Origin of the sequence: Bradyrhizobium sp. CCBAU 051011, assembly GCF_009930815.1 — a bacterium.
In the GTDB taxonomy this organism is placed as follows: domain Bacteria; phylum Pseudomonadota; class Alphaproteobacteria; order Rhizobiales; family Xanthobacteraceae; genus Bradyrhizobium.
In genome coordinates, this window is sequence record NZ_CP022222.1 from 5,719,896 (window position 1) to 5,734,629 (window position 14,734).

A 14,734-nucleotide genomic window follows, 5' to 3' on the forward strand; every position below is an offset into this window, starting at 1 on the left:
CGTTCCTACCTTGAAGGGCCGATACGAGTGGGCGGCGGCAGCGGCGCACTAGTTCCCTGGTCTGCTCAATTTCTCGTGCCTTCACTCTCCTTCACCACCACGATAGACGCAGGCGCAAGCTCGATTAGGCGCAACGCCAGATCCGAGCTAGCCCAAACGCGCATCGTATTGGGCATCCAGCGCTCGATACCTTCGGAGGGCGCGCCAACCAAGGTCACATTGCAAGCATTCTCAGCCGCACAGCGCAGTATCGTCGCCACCGGATCGCCTATTTCAGCCTTCGACAAGCAAAGAATGCCAGCTTTCTCAAGTCGACTGCTGATACTGTTCAAGATCGGAAGGACATTCGTTGATTAGCCGACCATCGATCTCATCCCTCTTGAAGTTCTGGTAGCGGTTCATCATACGATAAGGTCGACTAGGAGAAGCAGGACACTGGAAACAAGGCCCGCAAACGGTACCCATCGCGGACAAATAAACGTTCCCAATGGCGGGGCTTCATTGCCGCTTTTAATTCGGATCAGCGCGAGGTTCACGACCGTGAAAATCACGAGCGTGAAGCCGGCCGTCAGATCGGCAAGGCCCGCGAGCGGAATAGTCAGCGCAAGCACGAGAATCGCGCCGACGCCGATCGCGGTCGCCAAGAGAGGCGTGTGTGTCACCGGGTTCAGGCGCGTAAGGGCCTTCGGCAGATTGCCTTGATCGGCTAGGCCATAGATCACCCGGGCAATCATAATCATGTGCACGATGATACCGTTAAGCGTCGCTACAATGGCAATGGCGCTCATGGTAACGAGCGGCAAGCCCGTGAGCCGTTCGAAGACAAGGGCCAGGGGCGCCGAAGAGCGGGCGAGCTCCTGCGGAGGCACCGCTGTCACCGCGATCCACACAACCAATGCGTAGATCAGCGCCGTCAAGCCCAGCGTCAGGAACAACGCGCGCGGCAAGGTACGACTCGGTTCCTTCATCTCTTCCGCAACATTCACGAGATGCTCGAAGCCGATGAAGGCAAAGACGGCTGTGAGCGCCGTTCCGGCTATTCCGATCCAGGCCCTCGTATCGCCAGTAGCAGGCCAAATCTCAGGAAGACGGGTGACAACGTCGGTTCCGTGACCGAGGCCGGCAACGATGATCAGCATGAGGCCGCCAACCTCGATGAGCGTCATGACCCCCGCGAAAGTGACAGACTGAACTGTGGCGAGACATGCCACGACTCCCATCGCAAGCACTACCCCGGAAATTATCCACGACGCGGGGAGGGGTAGAAACACCGCAACATAGCCTGCGCTACCGACGCTGATAGCCGCGGCCGAGACGATTGCCGTCGTGACCACGAGAAGCCCGACACCGAGACTAAGCCAATCAAGCCTGAACGCGGCTTGGATGTAGGCCGCTTCGCTGGCGCTTACCGGCATGCGCGTTCCCAATTCAGCAAACGATGCCGCACTGAAAACCATGACGAATGCAGCACCCACGAAGGCAAGCGGCGCATGCATTCCGCTGCTCCCTGCCGCGAGACCGACAAGAACGTAGATGCCGGCTCCAATGGTTACGCCAAGTCCATAGAGCACCGCGTGTGTCAGCGTGAGTGAGCGAATAAGGCGCGGCGAAGCGTTCAGCGTTGCTAAAGACCCGACAGACATTCAGCGTTCTCCTCGTTCGGTCCAGCCGGTATGCCTCACGGAAGACAGCCGCCAAGTATGCCATAATTCGGGAGCAAGACATCGAATATTGGCGCAAACTGCGTCCGCTCGTGTCGCGGGCGCGCGTGGCGCCGGCAGCCAAGCGGCACCGACCGGCAGGTAGCAACGCGCGTCTTCCATTACATTCTTATGCGCGAGCGTATTTGATTCGCGTCAAGGAACTCATCATTATGAGCCAACTCTCGGACGGGCCGCAAGCGCGAAGGTCACTGCGTGAAACGATCGTCGAGGCTGCTACGACACGGTTGCCCAGCCTCATGCGACCTATCCTCGGCTTGCGCCGAACCTACCTGCCGCTGCTGATGGTCTATTTTGCGTATGGCGCCCTCGGCATCATCGATGTGAGCCGCGACATGTGGATCAAGGAGCATCTGACTCTCGCTCCGGCGGAGCTCGCCGCAATAGGTGTCTGGCTCAGCTTGCCGTGGACGGTGAAAATGGTGTTCGGCCAGCTCGTCGACAGCGTTCCGATCTTCGGCTCGCAGCGGCGGTCCTACATCTTGATTGGGGCCGCTTTTACGGCCTGCGGGTTGTTTACGCTGGCCGGCACCGCCGGCGGATGGATCGCGTTCGCCCGGGCCGACCGCCTTTACATCCTCGGTACGATGCTGATCGTGGTCGGTACCGTGATCCAGGACGTCGTTGCGGACGCGATGTCAACCGAGGTCGTCTCTCGCGTGGACATGGCTGGGAATGCCCGCGGGGAGGATGAGATCCGCACCGAGCTGGGCATGGTACAGGTCCTCGGCCGCCTTGCCCTCGGCATCGGAATTCTTGCGGTGGCCGGACTATCCGGATGGCTCGCTCAGTTCTTCGCCCGTGAAACCGTATTTCTTCTTGGCCTCGTCATTCCCGCCATCTCGGCTTTAGGCGTCCTGCTGATCCGATCGGAATCGACTGAGCGACGGCCGCTAGACTGGCGTATCCTCGGCGGCGGCATCGGCTTTGGACTTATCGTCCTTGCCGTCGCCCTCGGCGGTCTGCCGTTTGGGCAGGAGCTGGTCTTCGTCCTGTCGATGCTGGTAATTTGCACGATGTTGTTCTTCGTGACCCGCGAACTCGACGCCAAGACCAGGCGCGCCATTCTGTTCACGAGCATCATAATCTTCGCCTTCCGTGCCACGCCATCGGTTGGAGACGGCTATTTCTGGTGGACGCTCGACGTGCTCAAGTTCGACGAGGCCTTCTACGGCAGCCTTCGTCAGACCTCGGCCATCATCGCCATTGTTGCGATGTGGACATTCAGCAAGCAACTTACGGAATATTCCGTAACCAAGGTGTTGTTCTGGATTGCCGTCGCTGGAGCGATCTTGTCGCTGCCCAACATCGGTTTGTTCTTTGGCCTCCACCATTGGACCGAGCAGACATTCGGATTCGGCGCGCGCGCTATCGCTGTCATTGACGCCGCTGCTGCCTCGCCGTTCGCGCAGCTCAGCATGATCCCACTGCTCACGCTGATTGCGTTCTACGCGCCGGCCGGCCATCGTGCGACCTGGTTCGCCCTCATGGCCTCGCTGATGAATATGGCGCTTGTCGCAGGCCAGCTGCAGACCAAGTATCTCAATGAAGTTTTCGTCGTCCAGCGGGGCGAGTACTCGGAGCTAGGTCCGCTGTTGGTTATTGCGGCCTTGCTTGGTTTCATCCTCCCAATTGGCGCGATCCTCTTGTTCGGCCGGCGCGCGTGATCAACAATTGGAAGATATTCACTGCGTTCGGGACGCAATGGAGTTGAAAGCAAGCAAGGAACTCTGTCACTTTGCGCAACACCGCCGGACGCACACAGTCAGCCTTGGGCCTCAATCTGCGGGCGGTGATGTCGGCCATGGTTTGCTCATGACAAAGCCCCATGTGACGTTCCGGCCTGATGCCATTTCGGTCAGGCGGTTGCACGTCCGGGATTTGAACCTATCGGCAACGCCGCGACGCGTTACGCCGCGACCGACGCATACACGTCAGCCACAAGGGCCTCTGAAGTGAGCGCTCTAGACACGCCCGCCCGATATTGTAGCAAAACGCCAGTTTTCGGCCGTAGCTCAAATGGTGAGGAGTGCCTAAGCGCACGGTGAACGATCCTTCAAACAAGGTGTTCCACGGCCTGGGTCGCTATCTAATCCCCGCTTCCAAGTCCACCGACGTTTTCTAGGCCAACGCAAAAGATTGAATATCCGAATGCGTAAAAGCCCTTCAATGTCACTAGTTGGAACATGAAGTCGAAAAAGTCCGCGACGGCATGTCGCCAAGCCCAGAACGAGGGCGTAAAGGACAAGTTGCTCGAGAACGCAGAGCATCGAGGGAGAAGTGGGTTTATCGAGATCTCCATTGCTCGCGAAATTGCCGTGGCGTAACACCGGCAATCCGGCGGAAGGCGCGGGTAAAGTGCGCAGGATCCGCGTAGCCCGAAGAGAACGCGACCTCGATAACCTTGAAATCTGTGTCTCGTAACAGCTTGCTGGCGTTCTCAAACCGGACGGTATCGAGCAGGTCTGAATATGTAAGGCCGGCGTGAGCGAGTTTGCGTTGAAAGCTTCGCGTACTGACGCCGGCCATTTCCGCGATTTCAGCGAGAACTGGGGGTCCTTCGTCCAGGTAGGATGGCAGCATCAACTTGAGTGTTTCGATGATTTCATAGCCGGAATGGTCGACCTCATCGCTCTGCAGACGCGGAAGACTTTCGTTTGCGCGGTTGGGGAGGGCCAGCAACGAGATTGGCACATCGATCCATGATGCCTCTTGGCCCGATAGGAATCGTGAGTTTGGCCAGAACGACTGACACGCAGGACTCGGCGTGTAGCGAGCTTCAAAGGCGATAGTTGCCGGAGCCCAGTCGGGGCCGGCGAATTGTCGGACGATGTGTATCGGAAAAATGTTCTGGAGCCACTGTGAATGCTCGAGATGCTGAAGCCCTTTGGTTCCGGCGAGCCTGCTGCAAATCCTCACGTGATCGTCGTGGCGCTCAAGCCAGTTACTCAAGTTTGAGTCCTCGAGCGACGCCCATTTGCAGGCGTGCTGCAGCGCGACAAGCAGCGTCGGGGAATGGCCAATTAGATTCCGGGTTTTTTCGCTCAGGTGCCAAAAATGTATCTGCTGAGACGCGTGGAATCCGAAATCCACAATGCCTTGCGATCTTTGGGCGAATTCCGCGAAGTCGATTGCAGGCAATATTGGGACGTAATGATTGGCCTTTTCTTCCAACGACGTCGGTAGGCGAAACTTTCCCAGGAGCGAAGCCGTTGGTGCTCCAAGACCATTTAGAATGTCCACGAAAGGACTAAGGTGTTGGCAACGCGTTAAATGAATCTTGGCCATTGGTACGCACATCGACGACGAACTTGAGAAGCTTACATAAAAGATCAATCGAAAGGCAATTTAGCCTAACCGGCTGACCGGGATCGCTGCTGAATGCTCGCAGAGGTTGGCCTAGCTAGGGCTTGCTTGTCTAGTCGTGGATTCAAGCCGGCCGCTATCAGTGGAAGGTAGTGATCCACCTTTACGGACGGCGCCCGCTCGCTTCCATTTGACGAAAATTTTGGCGGCTGATGGCCAGATTGGCCTCCGAAATGCCTGTAGCCTCGAAGATCGATTTTCTATCGAGGGAGGATGGGCTTCACGCCTCACATCAACCGATGAGAGCTGTCCGGTTGCCTTCAGCCCAAGCTGCCCGCGCCGCGATGGTCGCCTCGCTGCGACACGGTGACGCAACTCTCGATGGTACCGCTCGCGCCCTCCAGGTCAGCGCGCGCACCTTGCAGCGGCATCTCGGTCGCATGGGCACAAGCCACAGCGAATTGCTTGCAGAGGTTCGCCTGGACATCGCGTGCCGCCTGTTGGCGGATTCAGGCAAGCGCCTGTCGGATATCGCCAAAATCCTCGGCTATGCCAACGCAAGCAGCTTTAGCCGCTCTTTCGCGCGTTTGATGAAAATTCAACCCATTTTTTACCGGCGGCTGCAACTTGCCCGTAAGCAGGAGATAACGCGCCCTCGCGGTCGGCCTCACGCGATCGTCCGCTGAGCTATTCACGACGATTGGCGCGAAATGGCAAGACGCGCGATCTGAATTGGCGCGAAATGCTTAGCGAAGGTGTTTGCCAGGATTGCCGGGGTTCTGAAGGAGCCATCTGTTTGTTGACGGCGGGGGCGATGCGCTGGGCGCTTCTAAAAGCCACGCGAGCCGGCCGAAGAGAAACAACGCATTTCAGGGAGAGAAAAACCATGATACTTCGCGCTGCTCTGATCGCATTTTGCGCCTGCGGATTGATGGCCTACCCGCAGGACCTTTCTGCTCAATCGGCATCCGAACAAAGGCCGCACGTGCCGCTTGAGAAGTCTATCGGGCAGGCAAAACCGGAAGTCGTACCGTCTCTCTTCGTCCTCAACTCGCGCGGTGCGAGCTTGAAGGACGGCAAACTTGTGCTCACCGGAATTTCGCCGAATGCGATCGTGTTTGCCGATCGGCCCGTCCGTGCCGCCGGCCATGATCTCACGACGCGAATTGTCGAGGATTGGGGCAACGGCAGCGACAATTTCGCGAAAGACCCTCCAAACGCCACGGTTTCCGGATTCAAGAAAGACGGATCATCGGTGCTCGACGCGGTTGTCGTGCTGAAGTCGCCCAAGCTTGAAGGCGACAAGCTGACTTTCGATGTCGACATACTCGAAGGCGATCTTGCGGGAGCCGATGGACCGGCTTCGGTCTTTATCGACATCATTGGCCGCCCGTTCACACCGCTGTCCTTTGCCGGCGTCGCCCGCCGGACAGCGTGGCGCGGTGCTTTCTACCGAGGCGCTGCCTTTGCGGGAGCGGCCGCCGTGGCCGGAGCCGCAGCCTATCCGTACTACGCTCCCCGGTGCGGATACTACCCCTATCCGCCTTGCTACTGAGTACGAGACCAGCCGCACTACAGCCGCTTCGTAAGCAGACTTTGCTGAACGTGAGAGGTCGCGCAAGACAGGCGCGGCCTGAGCTAAACACATAAGTTGGTAGGAGGGAGCATGCGACGAACAGCCGTCATTGCAGCGTCACTAAGCCTCGCGATTATTCAATCGGCGCATGCACAGACTGATCTGAGCGCTTATGCCGACGCTGACGGCTATCTCGATGTTCAGAAACTGACATGTGCACAGTTGGCCGGGACGTGGCAGGGAGACGCCGATCTTCTCACTGCCTGGTACAGCGGCTGGTATAACGGCCTCGCACGCAAGCACTACCTTGACATTAAGAAGTCACGGCAAGCCGAGCACGAAGTGATTCAACATTGCAAGGCCCATCCTGACCAGCCACTTTCCCGACGATCGTTTTGAAGGCGTTTCAATAAGCGCACCATGGAGATAACAATGAAGATTACCCGTCGATCCCTTGCATTTGGTGGAATGGGGCTGCTGGCAGGCGCGGCCGCAACACGATCAGCTCTAGCCCAGGATTCCTTTTTTGGAGTGGGGGAAGGCCTGGAGGACTTCTGGATTGCAAGCGATGCCTACATCTTCGGCTACCCGTTAGTTACGATGGAGATGACCCGCCGGATCATTACTAACGTCGCCGAACCCGTGGGCACGCGAGGGCCGATGGGCCAGATCATCAAGCTGCGCCAATATCCGGACGCATCTTTCCGGGATGTCACGGCGCCGAACGCGGACACTCTCTACACGACTTCCTTCTTCGACGTGGGGAAAGAACCATGGGTTCTCAGCATCCCTGACATGAAGGGTCGCTATTTCTTGATGCCAATGCTGGACGGCTGGACGACGGTGTTCCAGGTTCCGGGAAAGCGCACCACCGGCACCGGTGCGCAGACCTATGCCATCACTGGACCCGGGTGGAAGGGCACGCTGCCGGCTGGCGTAAAGGAGTACAAGTCGCCTACCAACATCGTCTGGCTGCTCGGGCGCATCTATTGCACCGGCACCCCGGAGGACTATGCCGCCGTTCACAAGCTGCAGGACGAGTGCAAGCTTGTTCCGCTCAGTGCTTATGGCAAGGCGTACACGCCGCCGCCAGGAAAGGTCGATTCTTCGATCGACATGAAGACGGCGGTCCGCGAACAGGTCAATCGCATGGACGCAGTGTCGTATTTCAAGCTGCTGTGCGAGCTCATGAAGGCCAATCCGCCTTACGCGGCGGACGCGCCCCAGTTGGCCAAGTTTGCCCGCATCGGCATCGTCCCCGGGCAGGATTTCGATGAGAGCAAGCTGAAGGCGGACTTCCTGAAGCGTTTGCCGGAACTCTCCGTCGACAGGATCATGCTCCAGTTCAGGATCAACAAGGCCATCAAGGACGAGAACGGCTTTGCCTTCACGACGAAAGGCGGAATCTACGGCACGGACTATCTGATGCGGGCGCTCATCACCGCGATCGGACTCGGCTGCAACCGTCCGCAGGACGCGGTCTACCCGACCTCGGAAAAGGATGCGGAGGGCCACAAGTACAATGGCGCAAACAAGTACGTCATGCGGTTTCCCAAAGGCCACCTGCCGCCCGCGGAGGGATTTTGGTCGCTCACGATGTACGACAGTGGCTACTTCTTCGTGAGCAATCCGCTCAACCGCTACTCGATCAGCGCGCGGCAAGAACTGAAGGAAAATCCGGACGGCTCGACCGATCTCTACATTCAGAAGGACTCCCCCGGCAAAGACAAGGAGTCGAACTGGCTTCCGGCGCCTGCGGGAGATTTTGTACTCATGCTGCGCATGTATTGGCCGCAGGAGACGGACCCGTCGATCATCAACGGCACATGGACGGTACCCGGCGCCAGGAAGGTAGTTTGAGAGCTTGAGCTTCATGCCGGCCCCGGGCAAGGGCCGGCATGAGCCAGAGGGTTATTCGTTTCGTCACCGCCGCGAAGTTGGGTGAACTGTCATGCGGCGGCGGTTGCGCGATAGGCTCAAAACATGGGGAAGAGTGTGGTGCACCTTGTTGATTACCAGACCGAGGCAAGGACCAATTGTGGATTAAGTGGCGCACTCCTACTCACGATTTCGGTCGCCGTGGCGATGGCCTTGTCGACCCTCCCATCTGTAACTGTCTATGCCGACGAAGGTGGTGTTTCATATTGGCTCCCGGGACGCTTCGGCAGCCTCGCAGCGACCCCTCAGGTACCAGGCTGGTCGATGGCCGAGGTTTACTATCACACTAGTGTAGGCGCCTTTGGCGCTACAGCGGCCGCCAGGGAAATCCACGTTGGCAGAATCCCTGCCACAATAAATGTCGATCTGAACCTGCGACTCAATGCGCAAGCGGACCTTGTCCTTCTCAATCCCACCTATACGTTCGCAACGCCGGTGTTGGGCGGACAGCTTGCCATCGGCGTGACTGGTCTATTCGGGCGGTCGAGCGCAAATCTGGATGGAACGCTGACGGCGGCCGTCGGACCGCTGGCGGTGACGCGCACGGGCAGTTTCGGTGATTCGATCACATCGGTCGGCGACCTCTACCCGCAGGCGACGCTCAAGTGGAACGCCGGTGTGCACAATTTCATGACCTACGTGACGGGAGACATTCCTGTTGGGGCGTACAGTCCGAACCGCCTTGCCAATCTCGGTATCGGTCACGCGGCGCTCGATGCAGGCGGCGGCTACACCTACTTCAATCCGCAAGCAGGGCATGAGTTTTCTGCGGTCGCAGGGTTTACCTACAACTTCAAGAATCAAGATACGCAGTATCAGAACGGCATCGACTTCCATGTTGATTGGGGCGCTTCCCAATTTTTGTCCAAGCAGATTTTCGTTGGCCTTGTCGGTTATGCCTATCAACAGGTCACCGATGACTATGGCCAGCACCCGGCTCTCGGCGGCTTTCGCTCTCGGGTGCTAGGTGTCGGCCCTCAGATCGGCTTCCTATTCCCCGTGGGCGACATGCAGGGTTACCTGAACCTCAAAGGATATGGTGAATTTGCTGCAGAAAATCGTCCCGCCGGTTGGAATACGTGGCTGACCTTTTCGGTTTCTCCGATGGCGCCCACCACCGTGGCGTCAACTCGGCGATTAAAATAGTCACGCGGCCAGGGCGCACGTAGCCAATGTTGCCAGACACGCCATCGGTCAGCCAGCTATCTCACGTTATTTCCCAAGCGGCCGCCCCGGCATTTCTTCTCGGCGCATTGGCGGCCTTCATTGCGGTGCTGATATCTCGCCTGAACAGGATCATCGACAGATCGATCTATCTGAATCAAATTCCCGATGACGATCAGATTAAATGCCGCCTCAAGGCGGACTCGCCGCGCCTTATTCGACGCGCTGCCATGATCAATCGCGCGATCTTCTGGTCCATCATGGGAAGTATCTCGATAAGCGTTGTAATAGTCGTCGGCTTCGTAAGTGCGTTTCTCCAGATCCAACATGAGCGAGGCGTTGCTATCCTCTTCATTATCGCCGTAGTAGCTTTCATCGTATCGCTAGTTGATTTTGCGCGGGAGGTCCGAATCGCCCTAAGCGAATTTGATCATTACGGCTAACTTCGTTTGGCTCGAGTGATTCTGTATATTTGCGGGGTTACTGTTTGTTTCGCGCGATGAGGCGGCCGCCGCCGTGCCGCCAACCGGGCTGAATGGTTTGACCTTGCCGGATCGAGATCCCAGCGCCAGTCCTGACCAGCGATCGAGCGCTGCTTATTGGCATCGGCCGCAATAGACTCGCATCGACTGCAAATCCTTCGCCGCCAACCAAGTCGGCGGCAATGCATCTCTCGACGACCCGTTCGAACACACGACGGAAAACATCTCCATCGCGGAAGCGCTCGTTGCGGGCGCGCAAATCTGGATGATCCGGGATAGCGTCCTCGATACCGAGCTTGCAGAACCAGCGATAGGCCGACCGGCGGAAGAAGCCGCCGGCCAGGGGCGAATGACCTCACGCCAACCTGAGCGCGCCAGGGAGGATAATCCCTTGGTGATGTCCGTTTCATGTTCCCGCTTGATATCATTACTCTAATATCATGTTTTAGATATTCATATTGATGGTTGACATATCAATTGAAGCTATCGCACATAAGGGCAAATATCTCACGCAGAGCATACACCATGATCACTGCTGCCCAACTGCGGGCTGCGCGCGCGCTTCTTTGCATCGATCAGAAGACCCTGGCCGAACTATCCGGCCTGTCCGTGCCGACGATCCAGCGAATGGAAGCCAGCTCCGGCAACGTTCGCGGGGTCGTGGATAGCCTGACAAAGGTGGTGGAGGCGCTCGATCTGGCAGGGATCGAACTCATTGGCGATGGTGCCCCCAGTCCCCCAGGTGGGCGTGGCGTGCGGCTGAAAACTTCTTCCCCGAAACCCTGAACCGAAAAGCAACCCGCGACGGCGACCGCCGACGGAAAGCCGACGATCCCGCCGCTCCCACAAAGGCGCGGCCAGACATGAAAGCGACGAAACTACAACAGAGCGACGCGCCTAGTTTCGCGGAGCTCTATACGCCGAAACTGCTGACGGTCTTGCGCGAAGGATACGGTCTGCCCCAGCTTCGGGGAGATGCCATTGCTGGGCTGACTGTCGCCATAGTGGCGCTACCCCTCTCCATGGCCATCGCCATCGCCTCCGGCGCGACTCCGGCGCAAGGACTCTACACCGCCATCGTCGGTGGCTTTCTTGTCTCCGCCCTTGGCGGGTCGCGCCTCCAGGTCGGCGGTCCTGCCGGCGCATTCATCGTGCTCGTGTCCGCGACCGTGGCGCAGCACGGCATGGACGGACTGGTCCTCGCCACCTTCCTCTCGGGGCTGATGCTCACTGCCGTAGGCTTCTTCCGCCTGGGGACTTTCATCAAGTTCATTCCCTTTCCCGTGACCGTCGGCTTCACCGCTGGCATCGCGGTCATCATCTTCGCCAGCCAGATCAAGGAATTGCTCGGACTGTCGCTTGCTCACGAACCGGGCGAATTGCTGAAGAAGCTGCCCGCCCTTTGGGATGCGCGCGGCAGTCTCACACCGACCGCAGTCGGGCTGTCGGTCGCCACCGTCGCGATCGTCCTGGGGCTGCGCAAGCTGCGGCCGCACTGGCCGGGAATGCTCATTGCGGTCGGCATGACCGCCGGCGCGACGGGACTATTGGGGCTGCCCGTCGCGACGATCGGCACGCAATTCGGCGGCATCCCCTCGACGCTGCCGTTCCCCAGCCTGCCGAACCTATCCGTCGAAAAGATATTGGCAGTCTTGCCGGCTGCGGTCTCTTTCTCGCTGCTCGGCGCGATCGAGTCGCTGCTTTCGGCCGTGGTCGCGGACGGCATGAGTGGGCGACGGCATCGCGCGAACTGCGAGCTCGTCGCGCAGGGGGCGGCCAACATCGGCGCGTCGCTTTTTGGCGGTTTTTGTGTCACGGGGACCATCGCCCGGACCGCCACCAACGTGCGGGCCGGGGCGCACGGGCCGATCGCGGGGATGCTCCACGCCGTTTTCCTGTTGCTCTTCATGCTGATCGCCGCACCCTTGGCCGCCTACATTCCGCTGGCGGCCCTTGCAGGCGTGCTGGCGGTGGTGGCCTGGAATATGATCGAGATGCCAGCGGTCGCCATTCTGCTGCGTTCTGGCTGGGGCGAAGCCACCGTGCTGGCCTCGACTTTCCTACTTACGATCTTCCGCGATCTCACCGAGGCGATCCTTGTCGGCTTCGCGATCGGTTCCGTGCTCTTCATCCAGCGCATGAGCCGCACGACGGCAGTTGCCTTGGACAAGCCCTTCGTGGCGCGCGACGAGGCCGACTCTACTAGGCCGCGTGGAGCTTACAACGAGGATATTGCGGCGAACCCTGACGTGGCCGTCTACCGCATCACCGGGGTTCTGTTCTTTGGCGCAACAGCATCCATCGGTTCGATTCTCGACCGCATCCAGGACGACTACAAGGCATTGATCGTGGATTTCTCCGCCGTTCCATTTCTCGATTCTACCGGCGCAAACATGATCGAAGGGCTTGCCCACAAGGCACACAAACGCGGCGTTGCGCTGTGGCTGACGGGGGCCAATCGGGACATCCGCCGCTTGTTTCTGGCCCATGGGCTGAGGAGACCTCTCGTCAAATATGCTTCGACCGTCGAAAGCGCGATCTCCTCGCTCCGGACGGGCGATAGGGCAGAACATGAGGCCGCGTGAGCGCCCCGTCAGCCCCTCTGAAAAAGCAATTTGAGATGGTTGCAGGTCTCCGCAACCGAAAATCTCTTGTCGAAAAGCTATTCTACATGGAGCGCCAACCCCGGGATAACCCCGGCTACGTCAGCAACGAACGCAAATAACCAATATCGTATGAGGCCAAAACTCTCGACTTTTCAGCGCTATGCGGCCCGATAACTGGGTTCGGGACGCAGGGGACCGTCCGCCTCAGACGGCCACGATCAGCGAATGTCGCTATCGGTGATTGCGAGTCCCGGCGAAAAAGCTGAGACGCCAAACATGGGTTTGAGCCACGACTTCCGTCGCGGTCCAAATGGACTCCAACACCAATCGGGCAGGGCTCCCGAGTCGGTGAATCATGAGTTAATTTTCCGGCAAATTTCGCCGCTCGGCGCCCCCGCGACTCAGTCTATGACGTCTTCGTCGCACGAAAAATGCGGGTGCACACAGATGCCAAATTCGAATGATGTCGCCAGCAGCGAGACGCTTTGGGAGCGGGTCCTGTCCCTGCTCGTCGTGGGTGCCAGCGTTTTGGGTGGAAGCACCGTGTTGCTGATACAGGCGCTACCACCATTACTTCACGGATTTCCATAGAGGGCGCAAAACGGGTTTTGACTGCGACCATGGGGTTTGCAGCTGCCATTCTGACAACGAGAAATTCTGTAATGATCTCAATGGGCCAAAAACACCGAAAATGTCAGAACGGCCTTTGAAAACACTACTCCAGATCTTCGCCTCGGCCGAAGCTCACTGTTAGCTCCGCAATCCCGCGTCATGCAGGCGTAGGATCTAGCCGCGCGGTTGTGAAGTTCTTCGGTGAGGTGCCGATTGAACTGGTTGAGCTTGTCAACACTGATAACCACTTCCATCCCGCATATTTATCGCCGGTTTGGCGCAGATGTGTGTAGCGCTTGAGACTCGACCAAGAACGATGACCTGAGACGGCGGCAACTTGTGGGATATTCCGACCGAGTTCGAATAGGCGTGAAACACCATCGTGACGAAGGTCGTGCAGGTGCAAGTCAACGATCTCGAGGAATTGACATGCACGCGTGAAATTCGTTCCGATAGTGTCGCCACTATATGGAAAGATCTCTTCAGAGCGCTTAGGCATTGAGAGGACTATCTGGAGCGCTTCCGGAGGAAGATCGCACCATACGTCATTGCCGATCTTCTCTCCAGGGTTCTTCATATCCCGAACCAAAACACGACTTCCGCCCAGGTCGAGGTCCTCCCATAGGATCCGCGTAATCTCCTCGAGACGACGTGTCGAGAATATCGCGAAGCCGATGACTTTCTGCATCGGAATAGACGATGGTCGGCGCTTCAGCCGTTGGCCAAAATGCTCCAAAATCTTGTCGAGCTCATCGAGAGCGGGCCGCCGATCGCGTTCACGGCTCTTGCTCGCGATGCCAAGACGCTTGGCAACTACAAACGCGTCCTTCATAGCAGTCTGATCTAGAGGGTACGCCCATGCCGGCTTGGCAACAGCAAACACGGCCGCCAAATGGGAGAGATAGTTGGCGACTGTTTGCGGCGTAACATTAATGACGAGCTGATTGGCAAAGGAGATCACGTCAGCGCTCGTGATTTCGGAGCATGCTTTGCTGGCTATGTCGTAGCCCTTGATCGCGCGCAGAACCTGCGCCTTTGTGCGACCGATCTTTTTGATAGATTCATCCGTATAACGGTCGATAACAGCGGATAGGGTAGGGTCAGGTGCTGCAAGACGCTCGAGCGCGCCGGGCTTGGCAAGCTCCTTCTCCCGCTTTTCGAGCCAAGCAGAGGCTGCCTGTTTCCGATCGAACGTGCGGCCTTCTCGATGAACGATCTTGCCAGCGCGCTTGATAAGGAGTTGTGCCTGGTATCCTGTTGAGCCGTCGCTTCGCTTGCGTGGTATGACCGTTCCCACTGTAAGAGCTCCATTGGCGGTACTGCATGAGC

13 protein-coding genes are annotated in these 14,734 nt (G+C 58.3%); 9 read left to right on the forward strand and 4 right to left on the reverse strand.

The features are described 5' to 3' along the window. Positions 1 to 65 precede the first annotated feature (65 nt). Complete coding sequence (locus tag ACH79_RS26770; protein WP_161853614.1) at positions 66 to 332, reverse strand: hypothetical protein; 267 nt, start codon at positions 330 to 332, stop codon at positions 66 to 68. Positions 333 to 401: 69 nt separating this feature from the next. After that, complete coding sequence (locus ACH79_RS26775) at positions 402 to 1,643, reverse strand: APC family permease (RefSeq protein ID WP_161853615.1); 1,242 nt, start codon at positions 1,641 to 1,643, stop codon at positions 402 to 404. Positions 1,644 to 1,768: 125 nt separating this feature from the next. On the opposite strand from ACH79_RS26775, the gene ACH79_RS26780 reads away from it, so the two are divergent. Beyond that, the gene (locus ACH79_RS26780; RefSeq protein ID WP_246738142.1) at positions 1,769 to 3,388 is read left to right on the forward strand and encodes a hypothetical protein; all 1,620 of its coding nucleotides are present in this window, start codon (positions 1,769 to 1,771) and stop codon (positions 3,386 to 3,388) included. A gap of 619 nt (positions 3,389 to 4,007) precedes the next feature. On the opposite strand, the gene ACH79_RS26785 is transcribed toward ACH79_RS26780, so the two are convergent. Beyond that, a complete protein-coding gene (locus tag ACH79_RS26785; RefSeq protein ID WP_161853616.1) occupies positions 4,008 to 5,009 on the reverse strand; it encodes an AraC family transcriptional regulator in 1,002 nt (333 codons plus the stop codon). 332 nt (positions 5,010 to 5,341) lie between these two features. Between ACH79_RS26785 and ACH79_RS26790 the strand changes: the two genes are divergently transcribed. From ACH79_RS26790 to ACH79_RS26825, 8 genes are all read left to right on the forward strand, one after another. Beyond that, positions 5,342 to 5,713, forward strand: a complete 372-nt coding sequence (locus tag ACH79_RS26790; RefSeq protein WP_246738143.1) for a helix-turn-helix domain-containing protein — start codon at positions 5,342 to 5,344, stop codon at positions 5,711 to 5,713. A gap of 200 nt (positions 5,714 to 5,913) precedes the next feature. After that, entirely contained in the window at positions 5,914 to 6,582 is a 669-nt protein-coding gene (locus ACH79_RS26795) for a hypothetical protein (RefSeq protein WP_246738144.1), read from the forward strand. Between the two features lie 111 nt (positions 6,583 to 6,693). Then, positions 6,694 to 7,002 carry an HdeA/HdeB family chaperone gene (locus tag ACH79_RS26800; RefSeq protein ID WP_161853617.1) on the forward strand — a complete coding sequence of 103 codons (309 nt, stop codon included), beginning with the start codon at positions 6,694 to 6,696 and terminating at the stop codon, positions 7,000 to 7,002. A 33-nt stretch (positions 7,003 to 7,035) separates the two neighbouring features. Then, complete coding sequence (locus tag ACH79_RS26805; RefSeq protein WP_161853618.1) at positions 7,036 to 8,463, forward strand: DUF1254 domain-containing protein; 1,428 nt, start codon at positions 7,036 to 7,038, stop codon at positions 8,461 to 8,463. Between the two features lie 225 nt (positions 8,464 to 8,688). Next, positions 8,689 to 9,687 (forward strand): transporter, encoded by a 999-nt coding sequence (locus ACH79_RS26810; protein WP_161856592.1) that lies wholly within the window; start codon positions 8,689 to 8,691, stop codon positions 9,685 to 9,687. Between the two features lie 26 nt (positions 9,688 to 9,713). Further along, positions 9,714 to 10,148 carry a DUF2721 domain-containing protein gene (locus tag ACH79_RS26815; RefSeq protein WP_161853619.1) on the forward strand — a complete coding sequence of 145 codons (435 nt, stop codon included), beginning with the start codon at positions 9,714 to 9,716 and terminating at the stop codon, positions 10,146 to 10,148. A 564-nt stretch (positions 10,149 to 10,712) separates the two neighbouring features. Next, on the forward strand, positions 10,713 to 10,973 hold the full coding sequence (locus ACH79_RS26820; protein WP_161853620.1) for a transcriptional regulator: 261 nt from the start codon (positions 10,713 to 10,715) through the stop codon (positions 10,971 to 10,973). A gap of 77 nt (positions 10,974 to 11,050) precedes the next feature. Further along, entirely contained in the window at positions 11,051 to 12,772 is a 1,722-nt protein-coding gene (locus ACH79_RS26825) for a SulP family inorganic anion transporter (protein WP_161853621.1), read from the forward strand. A gap of 790 nt (positions 12,773 to 13,562) precedes the next feature. Here ACH79_RS26825 and xerC read toward each other — a convergent pair. Next, a complete protein-coding gene (gene xerC / locus ACH79_RS26830) occupies positions 13,563 to 14,702 on the reverse strand; it encodes a tyrosine recombinase XerC (RefSeq protein ID WP_161853622.1) in 1,140 nt (379 codons plus the stop codon). Positions 14,703 to 14,734 lie beyond the last annotated feature (32 nt).